Annotated in this window: 10 protein-coding genes and 1 pseudogene; 3 read left to right on the top strand and 8 right to left on the bottom strand. The window is 72.7% G+C overall.

Annotated features, from left to right (window positions below):
- Positions 1 to 127: 127 nt before the first annotated feature.
- From ligA to A3IG_RS0110240, 8 genes and pseudogenes are all read right to left on the bottom strand, one after another.
- On the bottom strand, positions 128 to 2,497 hold the full coding sequence (ligA, locus tag A3IG_RS29255) for an NAD-dependent DNA ligase LigA (protein ID WP_018383477.1): 2,370 nt from the start codon (positions 2,495 to 2,497) through the stop codon (positions 128 to 130).
- Positions 2,498 to 2,539: 42 nt separating this feature from the next.
- Positions 2,540 to 3,550 (bottom strand): methionine synthase, encoded by a 1,011-nt coding sequence (locus A3IG_RS0110270; RefSeq protein ID WP_265736649.1) that lies wholly within the window; start codon positions 3,548 to 3,550, stop codon positions 2,540 to 2,542.
- A gap of 13 nt (positions 3,551 to 3,563) precedes the next feature.
- The gene (locus tag A3IG_RS0110265; RefSeq protein WP_018383475.1) at positions 3,564 to 4,241 is read right to left on the bottom strand and encodes an SDR family oxidoreductase; all 678 of its coding nucleotides are present in this window, start codon (positions 4,239 to 4,241) and stop codon (positions 3,564 to 3,566) included.
- Positions 4,242 to 4,393: 152 nt separating this feature from the next.
- The gene (mnmA, locus tag A3IG_RS0110260) at positions 4,394 to 5,593 is read right to left on the bottom strand and encodes a tRNA 2-thiouridine(34) synthase MnmA (RefSeq protein ID WP_018383474.1); all 1,200 of its coding nucleotides are present in this window, start codon (positions 5,591 to 5,593) and stop codon (positions 4,394 to 4,396) included.
- Positions 5,594 to 5,770: 177 nt separating this feature from the next.
- Positions 5,771 to 6,928, bottom strand: a pseudogene (locus A3IG_RS29250) (cysteine desulfurase family protein); the annotation flags it as partial.
- An 84-nt stretch (positions 6,929 to 7,012) separates the two neighbouring features.
- Positions 7,013 to 7,885 (bottom strand): thioesterase family protein, encoded by an 873-nt coding sequence (locus A3IG_RS0110250; RefSeq protein WP_018383472.1) that lies wholly within the window; start codon positions 7,883 to 7,885, stop codon positions 7,013 to 7,015.
- Positions 7,886 to 7,999: 114 nt separating this feature from the next.
- On the bottom strand, positions 8,000 to 8,962 hold the full coding sequence (locus tag A3IG_RS0110245; protein WP_018383471.1) for an electron transfer flavoprotein subunit alpha/FixB family protein: 963 nt from the start codon (positions 8,960 to 8,962) through the stop codon (positions 8,000 to 8,002).
- 81 nt (positions 8,963 to 9,043) lie between these two features.
- Positions 9,044 to 9,823, bottom strand: coding sequence for an electron transfer flavoprotein subunit beta/FixA family protein (locus A3IG_RS0110240; RefSeq protein ID WP_018383470.1), 780 nt, complete (start codon positions 9,821 to 9,823; stop codon positions 9,044 to 9,046).
- 189 nt (positions 9,824 to 10,012) lie between these two features.
- Here A3IG_RS0110240 and A3IG_RS0110235 point away from each other — a divergent pair, with 189 nt between their 5' ends.
- From A3IG_RS0110235 to A3IG_RS0110225, 3 genes are all read left to right on the top strand, one after another.
- Positions 10,013 to 11,545, top strand: coding sequence for a DUF885 family protein (locus A3IG_RS0110235; RefSeq protein WP_026220106.1), 1,533 nt, complete (start codon positions 10,013 to 10,015; stop codon positions 11,543 to 11,545).
- A gap of 262 nt (positions 11,546 to 11,807) precedes the next feature.
- A complete protein-coding gene (locus tag A3IG_RS0110230; RefSeq protein WP_018383468.1) occupies positions 11,808 to 12,269 on the top strand; it encodes a MarR family winged helix-turn-helix transcriptional regulator in 462 nt (153 codons plus the stop codon).
- 14 nt (positions 12,270 to 12,283) lie between these two features.
- Complete coding sequence (locus tag A3IG_RS0110225; protein WP_018383467.1) at positions 12,284 to 13,159, top strand: haloalkane dehalogenase; 876 nt, start codon at positions 12,284 to 12,286, stop codon at positions 13,157 to 13,159.
- The last annotated feature ends 183 nt before the right edge of the window (positions 13,160 to 13,342 follow it).

The following is a 13,342-nucleotide window of genomic DNA, read 5'->3' as shown; positions in this document are numbered from 1 at the left end:
CAACAGTAGGCCCGATACGGCGGCAGGGGGCAGCGATCGGAAGTGGTTGCCCGATTGCATACCGCGCACCCCTCTAGCTCTGGTATGCACCGTACGGGTGATCCGTGAACCTGTTGAGCTGCACCGTTTACGCTTCGGCCCGTTCTCGCCCCTGTTTGTTGGCCTCATCGGCGGCTTCCTCGGTCGGTGTGTTCCTGGACGCCCCCGTCCCGGCCGTTCCCTTCCCGGCCCCTGCTGTTCCCGCGTGCCGCGACCCGGAGCCCCCCGACCCGGTCGAGCTGGGCGGGGCCGGTTCCGCGTCGGTGTCCTCCGGCGCGGCGTTGGTCGCCCTGGCTCGTGCGGCGTCCGCGCCCTGCTCGAGCAGCGCGGCGAACCCGTCCTCGTCGAGCACGGGCACCTTCAACTGCATTGCCTTGTCGTATTTTGATCCAGGATTATCGCCGACGACCACGAAGTCTGTCTTCTTGGATACCGATCCGGTGACCTTCGCCCCCCGCTCCAGCAGCGCCTCCTTGGCCTCGTCGCGGGTGTGCCCGGTCAGCGTGCCGGTGACCACCACGGTGACCCCCTCCAGTGGGCGCGGTCCGGCCTCGGAGCCCTTCTCCCGCAGCGGCACCCCGGCTGATCGCCACTTCTCCACGATCTCGCGGTGCCACGGCTCGGCGAACCACTGCTTGACCGCCGCGGCGATGGTGGGCCCCACGCCCTCGACGGCGGCCAGCTCCGCCTCGTCCGCCTCGATGATCCGGTCGATGGACCGGAACTCCCTGGCCAGGGCCTGTGCCGCGGTCGGCCCCACGTGCCGGATGGACAGGCCGATCAGGAACCGGGCCAGCGGGCGCTGCCTGGCCTCTGCGATCTTCTCCAGCATCACCAGGGTGTTCTTCTTGGGCTCGCCCTTGAGGTTGGCGAAGAAGGTGACGACCTTGGGCTCACCGGTCTTGGGGTCGATCTTTGGCTGACCGGTGTCCTGGTCCCGCACCAGGACCTTGATCGGCAGCAGTTGCTCGACGGTGAGGTCGAACAGGTCGCCCTCGTCCTTCAGCGGCGGCTCGGCCGGCTCCAGGGGCTGGGTCAGAGCGGTGGCGGCGACGTACCCCAGGGCGTCGATGTCCAGGCTGCTGCGGCCGGCGAGGTAGAACAGGCGCTCGCGACGCTGGGCCGGGCAGAACTGGGCGTTGGGGCAGCGCAGGTCCACGTCGCCCTCCGCCATGGGGCGCAGCGCGGTGTCGCACTCCGGACAGGTGTCGGGCATGACGAAGGCGCGTTCGCTGCCGTCCCTGAGGTCCACCACGGGGCCCAGGATCTCCGGGATCACGTCGCCGGCCTTCCGCAGCACCACGGTGTCGCCGATCAGCACCCCCTTGGCCTTGACCACCTCCTGGTTGTGCAGGGTGGCCATCTCCACCTCGGAGCCAGCCACCTTCACCGGCTCCATCACCGCGTAGGGGGTGACCCGGCCGGTGCGGCCCACGTTGACCCTGATGTCCAGGAGCTTGGTGTTGACCTCCTCCGGTGGGTACTTGTAGGCGATCGCCCAGCGCGGGGCGCGGGAGGTGGAGCCGAGACGGCCCTGGATGGGCACCTCGTCGATCTTCACCACCACACCGTCGATCTCGTGTTCGACGTCGTGCCGGTGCTGTCCGAAGTAGCCGATGAAGTCCTTGACCTCGTCGATGGTCGCCGCGACCTTGTTGTGGCGCGCGGTCGGCAGCCCCCACTCCCGCAGCAGTTCGTAGGCGTCGGACAGGCGGTCGATGGTGAACCCGGTCCGCGCCCCGATGCCGTGCACCACCATGTGCAGCGGTCTGGTCGCGGTGACCCGTGGGTCCTTCTGCCGCAGCGAACCGGCCGCGGCGTTCCTCGGGTTGGCGAACGGGGCCTTGCCCCCTTCCACGAGACGGGCGTTCAGCTCCTGGAACTTCTCCATCGGGAAGTACACCTCGCCCCGGATCTCGACGAGGTCCGGGATGCGGTCGCCCCTGAGCCGGTCGGGGATCTCGGCGATGGTGCGCACGTTGGGGGTGATGTCCTCACCGGTGCGGCCGTCGCCGCGGGTGGCGGCGAGGACCAGGCGGCCACGCTCGTAGGTGAGGTTCACCGCGAGGCCGTCCACCTTCAGCTCGCACAGGTAGTGCACCGCGGACTCGCCGACCTCGCGCACGACACGGTCGTGCCAGGCGTCCAGACCCTCGAACGCGAAGGCGTTGTCCAGGCTGAGCATGCGCTCGCGGTGCTGGACGGAGGTGAACTCCGTCTCGTACTGCCCGGCGACCTTCTGGGTGGGCGAGTCGGGGGTGCGGAGCTGCGGGTACTGCTCCTCCAGCGCCTCCAGGTCGCGCATCAGGCGGTCGAACTCGGCGTCGCTGATGACCGGCGCGTCCTTGACGTAGTAGCGGAAGCGGTGCTCCTCGACCTCCTGCGCCAGCCGGTCGTGCCGTTCCCGGGCGTCAACGGGGAGGTCCGAGGGAACGCCTGCGTGCCGTTGGTCAGCCACTGTCGAGTCCTTCCGTTCGCCGTATGCCGACTGCCGCGATGACTACTCGGGGTTATCCGCGAGCGCCCTCGCCGCCCGAACGCACCTGGCGAGAGCGGACCGCGCGTAGGCCGGGGAGGCCCCCGCGAGACCGCATGCCGGAGTGATCGCCACCGCCCTCGACAGAGCGGCCGGATCCAGCCCCAACCTGCGCCACAGCTTCCGGACACCCTCGACGCTACCCCCGGGGTCCGACAGTGGGCCCTCCACGGAGGGCACGACACCGGCGAACAGCACCGTCCCCGCCTCAACCGCCTCCCCCACCATTTCGTCGTCACTTTCCGTGAGCAGGGAGGCGTCGAGCGAGATGGCCGCGGCCCCGGCCCGACGCAGCAGCCCGATGGGCACTCCGGGGGCGCACGAGTGCATGACCACGGGCGCGTCAACGGCGTCCACCACCTCGCGCAGGGCTCCCTCCACCACCCCGCGGTCCGCCGCCCCGTGGACCCGGTAGCCGCTGGCGGTCGGCACCCGGCCGGTGAGCACCGCGGTCAGCAAGGGCTCGTCGACCTGCACCACCAGCGCGGCTCCCGGTACGCGGCGGCGGACCTCGTCGGCGTGCAGCCGCACCCCCTCGGCCAGCGAGGCGGTGATGTCCCGACAGGCCCCCGGGTCACCGAGGGCCGCCTCCCCGCCGCGCAGCTCCACCTGGGCGGCCAACGTCCACGGCCCGACCACCTGGATCTTCAACAGGCCCGCGTACCCCTGGGTGAACTCCTCCAGCGCGTCCAGGTCCTCCCGGAGGAACCCCTCGGCCCGCCGCCGGTCCCGGCCCGGGCGGTCCGCGAACCGCCAGCCCGACGGCTGTACGTGCGCGTACAGTTCGACCAGCAGGCCGAGGGAACGTCCGACCATGTCCGCCCCGGGTCCGCGGGCGGGCAGCTCCGGCAGGTGCGGGAGCGCCTCGAGGGTTTCCACCACGGTGCGCACGCTCTCGCGGACGTCCGTGCCGGGCATGGAGCCGACACCGGTGGCGAGGGACTCGGGCCAAACGAGACTTCCGTTGGTACTCACCGGGGAAGGGTAGCTACTTCCCCGGGCGGACCGTCACATCGGTCATCTCCGCGTCCCGCGGGAGGTCCAGCGCCGTCAGGACGGCGGTCGCCACCGACTCCGGGTCGATCAGCGCGGCGGGATCGTACGGCTTGCCCTCCAACGCGTGGGTGTGCTCCTGCATCGGGGTGGCGGTGCGCCCCGGGTACACCGAGGTCACCCGGACGCCGCTGTCGTGCTCCTCGGCGCGCAACGCGTCCGCCAGCGCGCGCAGCCCGTGCTTGCTCGCGGCGTAGGCGGCCCAGCCGGGGTTGGCCCGCAGTCCGGAGCCGGAGTTGACGAAGACCACCTGCCCGCGGGCGGCCCGCAGCGCCGGCAGGGCCAGCCGGGTCAGCTCCGCGGGCGCCACCAGATTGGTCGTCAGCACGGTGCTCCAGGTGGCCGCATCCGTCTCGGACACCGGCCCCAACGAGAGGACACCGGCGATGTGGAGCAGCGAGTCGAGCCGGTCCGGCAGGTGGAGTGGGGCCAGTTCCAGCGGCCTGCCCAGGTCGGCGACGACGGTGCGACTGCCCGGGAAGCGTTCCGCCAGTTCCTCGGCCCGGCGCTCGTTGCGGGCGAGCAGGACGAGTTCGGCGCCGCGCTCGGCGAGCCGTGTCGCCACGACGGCACCGATGCCGGAACCGGCACCGGTGATCAGATGCGTACTCATGCCCCATGCGTACCACCTGGGCACGGCGGGACCCGACAAGCGCGGCGGGCGCTGTCGGACCCCTCACTTATGGTGTTCGCACGGTCACTGAACGCGGGTGGAGGAGGGGCGGGATGCACGACGTCCAGGAGCAGGGGCGCCGACCGACCGGGTCACGCGGTCACGGCGACGCGCTCGGTCGTGGCGATGGTGGCCGAACCGACCACCCGGGTGCCGTCGTACAGCACCACGGCCTGCCCGGGGGCCACCCCCCGGGCAGGGGAGGCGAGGCGCACCCGCAGTTCGCCGTCCACCAACTCGGCGGCCACCGGCACCTCGCCACCGTGGGCCCGAAGCTGCGCGGTGTACTCCGCGGGGCCCTGCGGCGGCTCACCGCACCAGCGCGGCCTGATGGCGGTGAGCGCCGTCACGTCCAGGGCCGCGGCCGGCCCGACCGTGACCGTGTTCTCCACCGGCGAGATGTCCAGCACGTAGCGGGGCTTGCCGTCCGGGGCCGGGGTCCCGATCCGCAGTCCCTTCCGCTGCCCCACGGTGAACCCGTAGGCCCCGTTGTGCCTGCCGAGCCTGGTGCCGTCCACGTCCAGGATGTCGCCCTCGGCCGGGCCCAGGCGTCGGGCGAGGAAGCCCTGGGTGTCGCCGTCCGCGATGAAGCAGATGTCATGGCTGTCCGGCTTGCGGGCCACGGCCAGCCCCCGGCGCTCCGCCTCCGCCCGGATCTCCTCCTTGGTGGCGTCGGTGTCACCGAGGGGGAACATCGCATGGGCGAGTTGCTCGGCGTCCAGCACACCGAGGACGTAGGACTGGTCCTTGGCGGGGTCCGCGGCGCGGTGCAGCTCCCGTCGCCCGTCGGGGGTGACCACGACCTTGGCGTAGTGGCCGGTGCAGACCGCGTCGAAGCCCAGCCCGAGGGCCTTGTCGAGCAGCGCAGCGAACTTGATCTTCTCGTTGCACCGCAGGCAGGGGTTGGGAGTGCGCCCGGCCGCGTACTCGGCGACGAAGTCCTCGATCACGTCCTGCTGGAAGCGCTCGGCGAGGTCCCACACGTAGAAGGGGATGCCGATGACGTCCGCGGCGCGCCTGGCGTCCCGGGAGTCCTCCAGGGTGCAGCAGCCCCGGGCGCCGGTCCGGAACGACTGGGGGTTGGCGGACAGCGCCAGGTGCACCCCGGTCACCTCGTGGCCCGCCGCCGCGGCCCTGGCCGCGGCGACGGCGGAGTCCACCCCGCCGGACATCGCCGCGAGCACCCGCAGCGGCCGGCCGCTCTCCGGCGGCTGCGGGGACGAGGGGCCGGAGGCGGAGGCGGCGGGAACGGCCGCGGGCTGATCGGCTGGGGCACCGGGAAACTCAGTCATGGTGCGTCCAGGGTAACGACGGCGGCGGACGGCACCCACCGACTATCGGGTGCCGCAGCGCTCGCCACGCGTCCGTTCGCCGGTGTCCCCGGCCCCGGCGCCGGACGGACGGCCCTGTTCGGGGCCGTGGTGCCGCTCCGGCGGGCGGCGTTCGACGCCCGAGGTGCTCCCGTCGGTCGCCCGGCGGGCCCTGGCCACCACGGGGCCGATCACCTCCGTGAGGGCGTCCACGTCAGCCCGGGTGGAGGTGTGGCCGAGGGAGAAGCGCAGCGAGCCGCGCGCCCGGTCCGCGTCCGCGCCCATGGCCAGCAGCACGTGGCTGGGTTGGGCGACGCCGGCCGAGCAGGCCGATCCGGTGGAGCACTCGATGCCCCGGGCGTCCAGCAGCAGGAGCAGGGAGTCACCCTCGCACCCGGGGAAGGAGAAGTGGGCGTTGCCCGGCAGCCGGCCCCGCGGGTCGGGGTCGCCGTTGAGCACCGCGTCGGGCACCGCCCCGGTCACCGCGCGCACCAGGTCGTCGCGGAGCTCGCCGATCCTCCGGGCGAAGTCCTCCCGGCCCCGCACGGCGTGCTCGGCGGCGACCGCGAAGGCCACGATCGACGGGACGTCCAGCGTCCCCGAGCGGACCTCACGCTCCTGTCCACCGCCGTGGAGCTGGGGGACCGGGGCGTGCTCCCGGCCGAGCACCAGCGCGCCCACACCGTACGGCCCGCCGACCTTGTGTCCGGTGACGGTCATCGCGTCCAGCCCGGAGGAGGCGAAGTCCAGGGGCACCTGTCCCAGCGCCTGGACGGCGTCCGCGTGCAGCGGCACCTCGAACTCATGGGCGACGTCGGCGAGTTGGCGCACCGGCATCACGGTGCCGACCTCGTTGTTGGCCCACATCACGGTGGCCAGGGCGACGCTGTGCGGGTCCGCCTCCAGCGCTCGGCGCAGCGCCTCGGGGTGCACCCGGCCGTGGGAGTCCACCGGCAGCCACTCCAGCACCGCGCCCTCGTGCTCGGCGAGCCAGATGACCGCGTCCAGCACCGCGTGGTGCTCCACCGGGCTGGCCAGCACCCGTACCCGGCGTGGGTCCTCCGCCCGGCGGGACCAGTACAGCCCCTTGACGGCGAGGTTGTCCGACTCGGTGCCGCCGCCGGTGAAGACGACCTCGCTGGGCCGGGCGCCCAGGGCGCGGGCCAGCCCCTCGCGCGACTCCTCAACGACCCGTCGGGCACGCCGCCCCGCCGCGTGCAACGACGACGCGTTGCCGGTGTGGCCGAGCTCCTCGGTCATGGCCTGGATGGCCTCCGGGAGCATCGGTGTCGTGGCGGCGTGGTCGAGGTAAGGCATGGTGACGCCATCCTAAGGGCCTGTCTGATGAATACTCCCGGGGTCCGGGGCGGCGGGGAGGTCCCGCCGCCGGCACCGGTCGGGTCACCGTGTCCGGCGGGGGGTCCTGGCGAGCTGACGGGACTGGGCGACCAGGCGGTCGGCGCTGTCCCAGACCTCGGCGTCCTCCTCCAGCAGGCCCCCGGCCAGGTTGCGGGTGCCCAGCACCACCCGCAGCGGCCCGGGAGCCGGCCTGGCACGGACGTGGACGGTGAGCTCCAAGGTGGGCACCCAGCCCCGTATCCCCAGGTCGAACGCCGTGGGTGGGAACGCGTCGGTGGCCAGCAGCACCGCCAGCGGGTCGTTGGGCCGCCCGTCCGCGAGCCGGAACCAACCGCGGATCTCGCCGCGGCCCGAGGGTTCGCCCAGCGCCCAGCCGACCGTCGCGGGGTCCATGCGGACATCCAGCCGCTCGATGAGCCCGTTGGTCTCCCGGGGGCCGAACACCCCGTCGGGGGCGTGTTCCGCGCCGACGCACTGGTGCGGCGGTGGCATCACCGGGGGCGACGCCGAGGTGCGCACCTCCGTGGGAAGCGCGTCGAGGTCCCCGTGGTGGGCCACGACTCGGAGCCGTTCCACCTCGTTGCCCTCGCTGTCCGTCTGGAGCACCCTGGCCTGCCCGGTGGACATCGACCGCCCGGTGCGCACCACCTCGGTGCGCACCACGGCCGGTCCCGGGACGGACGCCGTCAGGTAGTAGGCGCTCACCGAGAGCGGGTCCGGATGCGGCAGCACCTGGGACAGCGCCCGGTCGGCGATCGCCAGCAGGTAGCCACCGTTGATCCCCAGGCTGATCGTCCAGCCCGAGGAGAGGACCGCGTCGAACACGCCGGGGTCGTCGGAACGCGGGACGACCTCCGTGTCCCGGTCGAACTCACTCTCGCCGACGGGCAGTTCCGCGGCGGTAGGGGGGGACATACGGGCGCCTCCGGTGCTGATGGGTCGAACAGGTGGAGCGGAGTGGAACCAGCGAAGCCGGGCCCCGACCGGGCCCGGCTCACCGTACTCCACAGCCGTGTCACGGCGGAGCGGTCAGCCCTTGCGGGCCCTGACCTCCTCCGTGGCCTGCGGCAGGACGTCGAACAGGTCGCCGATGACCCCGAAGTCGGCCAGATCGAAGATCGGCGCCTCCGGGTCCTTGTTGACGGCGACGATGGTCTTCGAGGTCTGCATGCCGGCCCGGTGTTGGATCGCCCCGGAGATCCCCGCGGCGACGTAGAGCTGCGGCGACACGGTCTTGCCGGTCTGGCCCACCTGCGACTGGTGCGGGTACCACCCGGCGTCAACGGCGGCGCGGGAGGCGCCCACCGCACCGCCGAGCGCGTCGGCGAGCTCCTCGACCACGGGGAAGTTCTCGGCGCCGTTGACCCCGCGCCCTCCGGAGACGACGACCGAGGCCTCGGTGAGGTCGGGGCGCCCGCTGCGCGGCTTGAACACCCGTTGGGCGATGGTGGCCAGCCTGGCGGCGTCGGAGAGCGCCACGGCGACGTCCACCCGCTGGGCCGCGGTGGGGGCCGGCTCGGGCTCCGTGGCGTTGGGGCGCATGGCGATGATCGGGGTTCCGCGGGTCACCCGCGCCCGTACCAGCGTCGAGCCGCCGAAGACCGACTGCTCGGCGACGAGGCAGCCCTCGACCTCGGTGACGTCCACCGCGTCGGTGAGCACTCCGGACCCGGTCCTGACCGCCAGCCGCGCGGCCACCTCCTTTCCCTCGGCGGTACCGGCCACCAGCACCGCGGCCGGCTCTCGCGACGTCACCAACTGGGCGAGCACCTCGGCCGTGGGCGCCACCGGGTGAGAGGTCAGCTCGGGGGCGTCGGCCACGTAGACCTTCCCCGCACCGAACTCCGCGAGCCGGCCTTCCGCGGTGTCGAAGCCCGGGCCGACGAACACCGCCGCGGGTTCCCCCAACGCACGGGCCTTGGTGAGCAGTTCGAGGGTCACCTTCTTGACGTCCCCGTCGAGGTGGTCGACCAGGACCAGGATCTCAGCCATGGGTTCTCGCTCCTGTGGAAGTTGGGAGGGCGCCCGCGTCCGTGGCCACCGGAGGGGCGGGGAGGAGGGGAGGGAGGTGCGTCACACCAGCTTCCGCCCGGCCAGGAAGGCCACGAGCTGCCGGCCGCCCTCGCCCTCGTCCTTGACGAGTTCGCCGGCGGCGCGCGGGGGCCGGACGGTGAAGTCGTCCACCGCGCTCCAGGCCCCGGCGGCACCCACCTCGGTGGCGTCGAGCTCCAGGTCGGACAGGTCCAGGGTGCGGACCGGCTTCTTCTTGGCTGCCATGATCCCCTTGAAGGTGGGGTACCGCGGTTCGTTGATCTTCTCCACCACGGAGACCAGCGCCGGGAGCCGCGCGGTCACCACGTCGTGGCCGTAGTCGGTGAGCCGTTCGACGGTGATCTCGGTGCCGTCGGTCTCCACCTTCTGCGCGAAGGTGAGTTGCGGCAGGCCGAGGCGCTCGGCGAGCATCGCCGGTACCAGGGAGGTCCGTGCGTCGGACGCCTCACAGCCGAGCAGCACGAGGTCGAACCCGACCTCCCGCAGCGCGGCGGCGAGGACCGCCGAGGTGGCCACCGCGTCCGAACCACGGAGCGCGTCGTCGACCACGTGCAGGGCCCGGTCGGCCCCCATGGACAGGGCCTTGCGGATGGTGTCCGCACCCTGCTCGGGGCCCATGAGCAGCACGGTCACCTCGCCGCCGGTCCGCTCGGCGAGTTGCAGCGCCTCCTCGACGGCGAACTCGTCCATCTCGTTCATCACCGCGTCCACCGCTTCGCGGTCCAGGGTGAGGTCCTCCGGCCGCAGCGCCTTCTCGGACTCGGTGTCCGGAACCTGCTTCACACAGACGACGATCTTCATGGGGAAGAGACCGACCTCTCGAACGGAGTGGGCGCGACCGTCCCGGCAGGCCGGGACGACCATGGCCCACCTATGTTACCCATCGGTAGCTACATCGGGTCCAGCCCTCCGCGGCCTGCCGGCACGTGGTGTCGGTCACCCTCGGGATCGACCGCAGGGTCCGTTCCGCCCCGGCGCTACGCTCGGCCCATGGACGATCGAATGCGGGCCGTCTGCGACCTGATGGTGCCCTCGGTGCGCGAGATGGCCGGGTTGCACCAGTACGATGGCCGGGTGCAGGACCTCTCCCCCGAGGGGGTGCGGGCGGGACTGGCCGCGCTGCGCCGGGCCCGGAGGGACGGCGGGACGTTGGCCGACCCCCAGGACGAGGCCCACCTGTCGGTGTTCGAAGAGACCCTGCGGGTCCAGCTCGGCGAACTGGAACTGCACCGCCGCGATCCCTACCTCCACCTGTCCAACCTGGAACTGACCGCCTACGACCGCGAGTACGCGCCCGCGGAGGAGCGCGCCCGGGCCCGGAGGCAGCACCTCGCGGCGTGGCCGGACGCGGTGGACGGGGCCATCGCCTCGCTGGACCTGCTCTCCGCACCGGTGGCGCAGGCCCTGCTCGGCGCGGTCCGCGGGCTGACGGCCGATCTCGACCCGGCCGGGGGTCCGGAGGTCACCGCGGCGCTCAGGGCACACGAACGGCTGGTCGCCCACATGGCCAGGGCGGCCGAGTTCGGCGACCCGGACCCCACCCTGGGCGGTGCCGCGCTGGCCGCGCTCATGGGCAGCCAGGAGGGCGTTCCGCTGGACCTGTCCGCACTGGCCGAACGGGCCGACGCCGAACGCGACCGGCTGGTGCAGCTCCTGGCCGACGCCTGCCGGGACCTGGACCCGTCCCGGAGCGTGGCGGAGCTGGTCCCGGAGCTACTGGGCGACCATCCCGACGCCGACCAGGTGGTGGCCGAGACGGCGCGGCTCACCGACGAGGTGCTGGAGTTCACCAGGGAGCGGCGCCTCGCCCCACACCTGGACGGAACGTGCCTCGTGGGGATCGCTCCCCCGTCCCGCCGCTGGTCGTCGGCGATGATGACCTGGGCGGGCCCGGAGGAGCCCGAGGCGCCCTCCTGGTACCACCTGACCCCTCCCGAGCCTGACTGGCCCGAGGAGGAACGCCGTGAATGGCTACAGAACTTCAGCCGCACCACGCTGCCCGCGGTCACCGTGCACGAGGTCGCTCCCGGCCACTACGCCCACGGGCGCTCACTGCGCCGGGCGCCGACCCCGGTGCGCCGGGTGTTGCACTCGCTGTCCTTCTGCGAGGGGTGGGCGCACTACGCGGAGGAGGTCTGCCTGGAGGAGGGCTTCCGCCGCCATGACCCGCGGTTCGCGGTGGGTGTGGCGCTGGAGGCGCTCACCCGGGTCACTCGTCTCTACTGCGCCATCGGCCTGCACACGGGCGCGATGGACGTCGCGGAGGCCACCCGGCGGTTCATGACCGACGCCCACCTGTCCCACGCGGCCGCGGCCGCGGAGGCACGGCGCGGCACCTTCGACGCCGCGTACGGCCGTTACACGTGGGGCAAGCTGGAGATACTGGAGCTACGGTCGCGGGCCCGCGACCGATGGGGCGCGCGGTTCAGCCTGGAACGGTTCCACACCGCGCTGCTGAACCTCGGCAGCCCACCGCTCGGCCTGTTGGACGCGGCGCTGGACGACCCCGCCCCTGACGCCTGAGACCCCACGGCACCCCACCGCCCCGCCGCCCCCGGTCTTGTGACGACGCCCGGCCCCGGATTCCGTGGTCGCGAGCAGCCAGCCCTCCGTGCCCGTCGCGGGCGGCCGGCGTTGGGACCCGGCTTTCGGCCACCGCCGCTCATCGACGCGGCGGAGTGTCCGCGCGAGCTCCCCCGCCCTGGCCGGCGTCCGCAGCGCTGGCCCCCCGTGCCCCTCGCCCTAATTCATGTACATGGCTACAGTAGCCATGTACTATAAAAGTATGAGCGGGGAACTCAGAGAACCAACGCCCGGGTACCTGGTCTGGCGGCTGTCCATCAAGTGGCGGGTCGCGGTCGACCGCGCACTGGCGCCGTTGGGCCTGACCCACGCCCAGTACGTACTGCTGTCCTCACTGCTCGGCATGGAGGAGGCCGGCTGCCGACCCAGCCAGCGGGAGCTGGCCGACCACACCGGCCTGGAGGCGCTGTACGTGTCCAAGCTGGCCCGCACCCTGGAGAGCGACGGCCTCGTCGAACGCGTCCGCGACCCCGCGGACACCCGCGTGGTGCGGCTCGGCCTCACCGACCGGGGACGCGAGGCCGTCACCCCCGCCATCGCCACCGTCCAGGCACTGCTGACCCGGCTCCTGGCACCTCTGGGCGGCCTGGACGACCCGAGGACCGCAACACTCGTGCGCGACCTGACGGCCCTGGTGAACACCCCGCTCGACCTCCCCACCTAGCGAAGGGGCCCGACGTGCCCGAGACACCCGTACTCGACTCGACCATCCACTACCAGGACTCGGGGACCGGCACCGCCTTCGTCTTCCTCCACGGCAACCCGAGTTCCTCACACCTGTGGCGCGACGTCCTGCCCCGCGTGGGCCGGGGACGGCTCCTCGCACCCGACCTCATCGGCATGGGCCGCTCCGGCAAGCCGGACATCCCCTACCACTTCGCCGACCACGCCCGCTACCTCGACGCCTGGTTCGACGCGCTCGCACTGGACCGGGTCGTCCTGATCGGCCATGACTGGGGCGGCGCCCTCGCCTTCGACTGGGCGGCCCGGCACCCCGAACGGGTGCGGGGCCTCGCGTTCCTCGAGAGCATCGTCAAGCCCATGGCCTGGGAAGAGCTGTCCCCTCAGGCGCGCAAGCGCTCCGAGACCATCCGCACCCCCGGTGCCGGTGAGGACATGGTCCTGGACCGGGATCTCTTCGTCCGCCAGGCGTTCACCGGCGGAGTCCTCACCCCGGTCGGCGACGCGGACCTACGGACCTACCTCGCCCCCTACCCGACCCGCGACAGCCGCCGACCCATCCTCGCCTGGGCCCGACAGATGCCGCTCGGCGGCGAGCCCGCCGCGCTCGTCTCCCGCATCGAGGCGTACGACAGGTGGCTGGCGGCCAGCACGGACGTCCCCAAGCTGCTCATGACCTTCGAGGGGTCACCCACCCTGCTCATCGGCCGTGACCTGGCCGACTGGTGCAGGACACACATCGCCGCGCTGGAAACCGTGCACTGCGGCGAAGCCGGGCACCACGCCCCCGAGGACCGCCCGGACGAGATCGCCGCCGCCGTCTCGGCCTGGGCGGACCGGCACGGGTTGCGCCAGCTCCCGCCATCGCAGTGATCCCTGGCCGGGGCCCCGCGGTGTCCGTGGAGCGCGGTCCGTCACCGGACGTCGGTGCGTCCCGGTCGCACCGCACGCCGCAGGGCGCTCACGGCTGGACGCCCGGACGGCCCCACCGCAGGGACTTCCCCGGCCGGGACGCCCCCGCCCCAGTCCTGATGTGAGCCTGACAGTTTGAGCAGC

It is taken from the genome of Wenjunlia vitaminophila DSM 41686, from assembly GCF_000380165.1.
Lineage (GTDB): Bacteria > Actinomycetota > Actinomycetes > Streptomycetales > Streptomycetaceae > Wenjunlia > Wenjunlia vitaminophila.
Note: the sequence above shows the minus strand (reverse complement) of the source record. Positions and strands in the feature narration are given on the sequence as shown.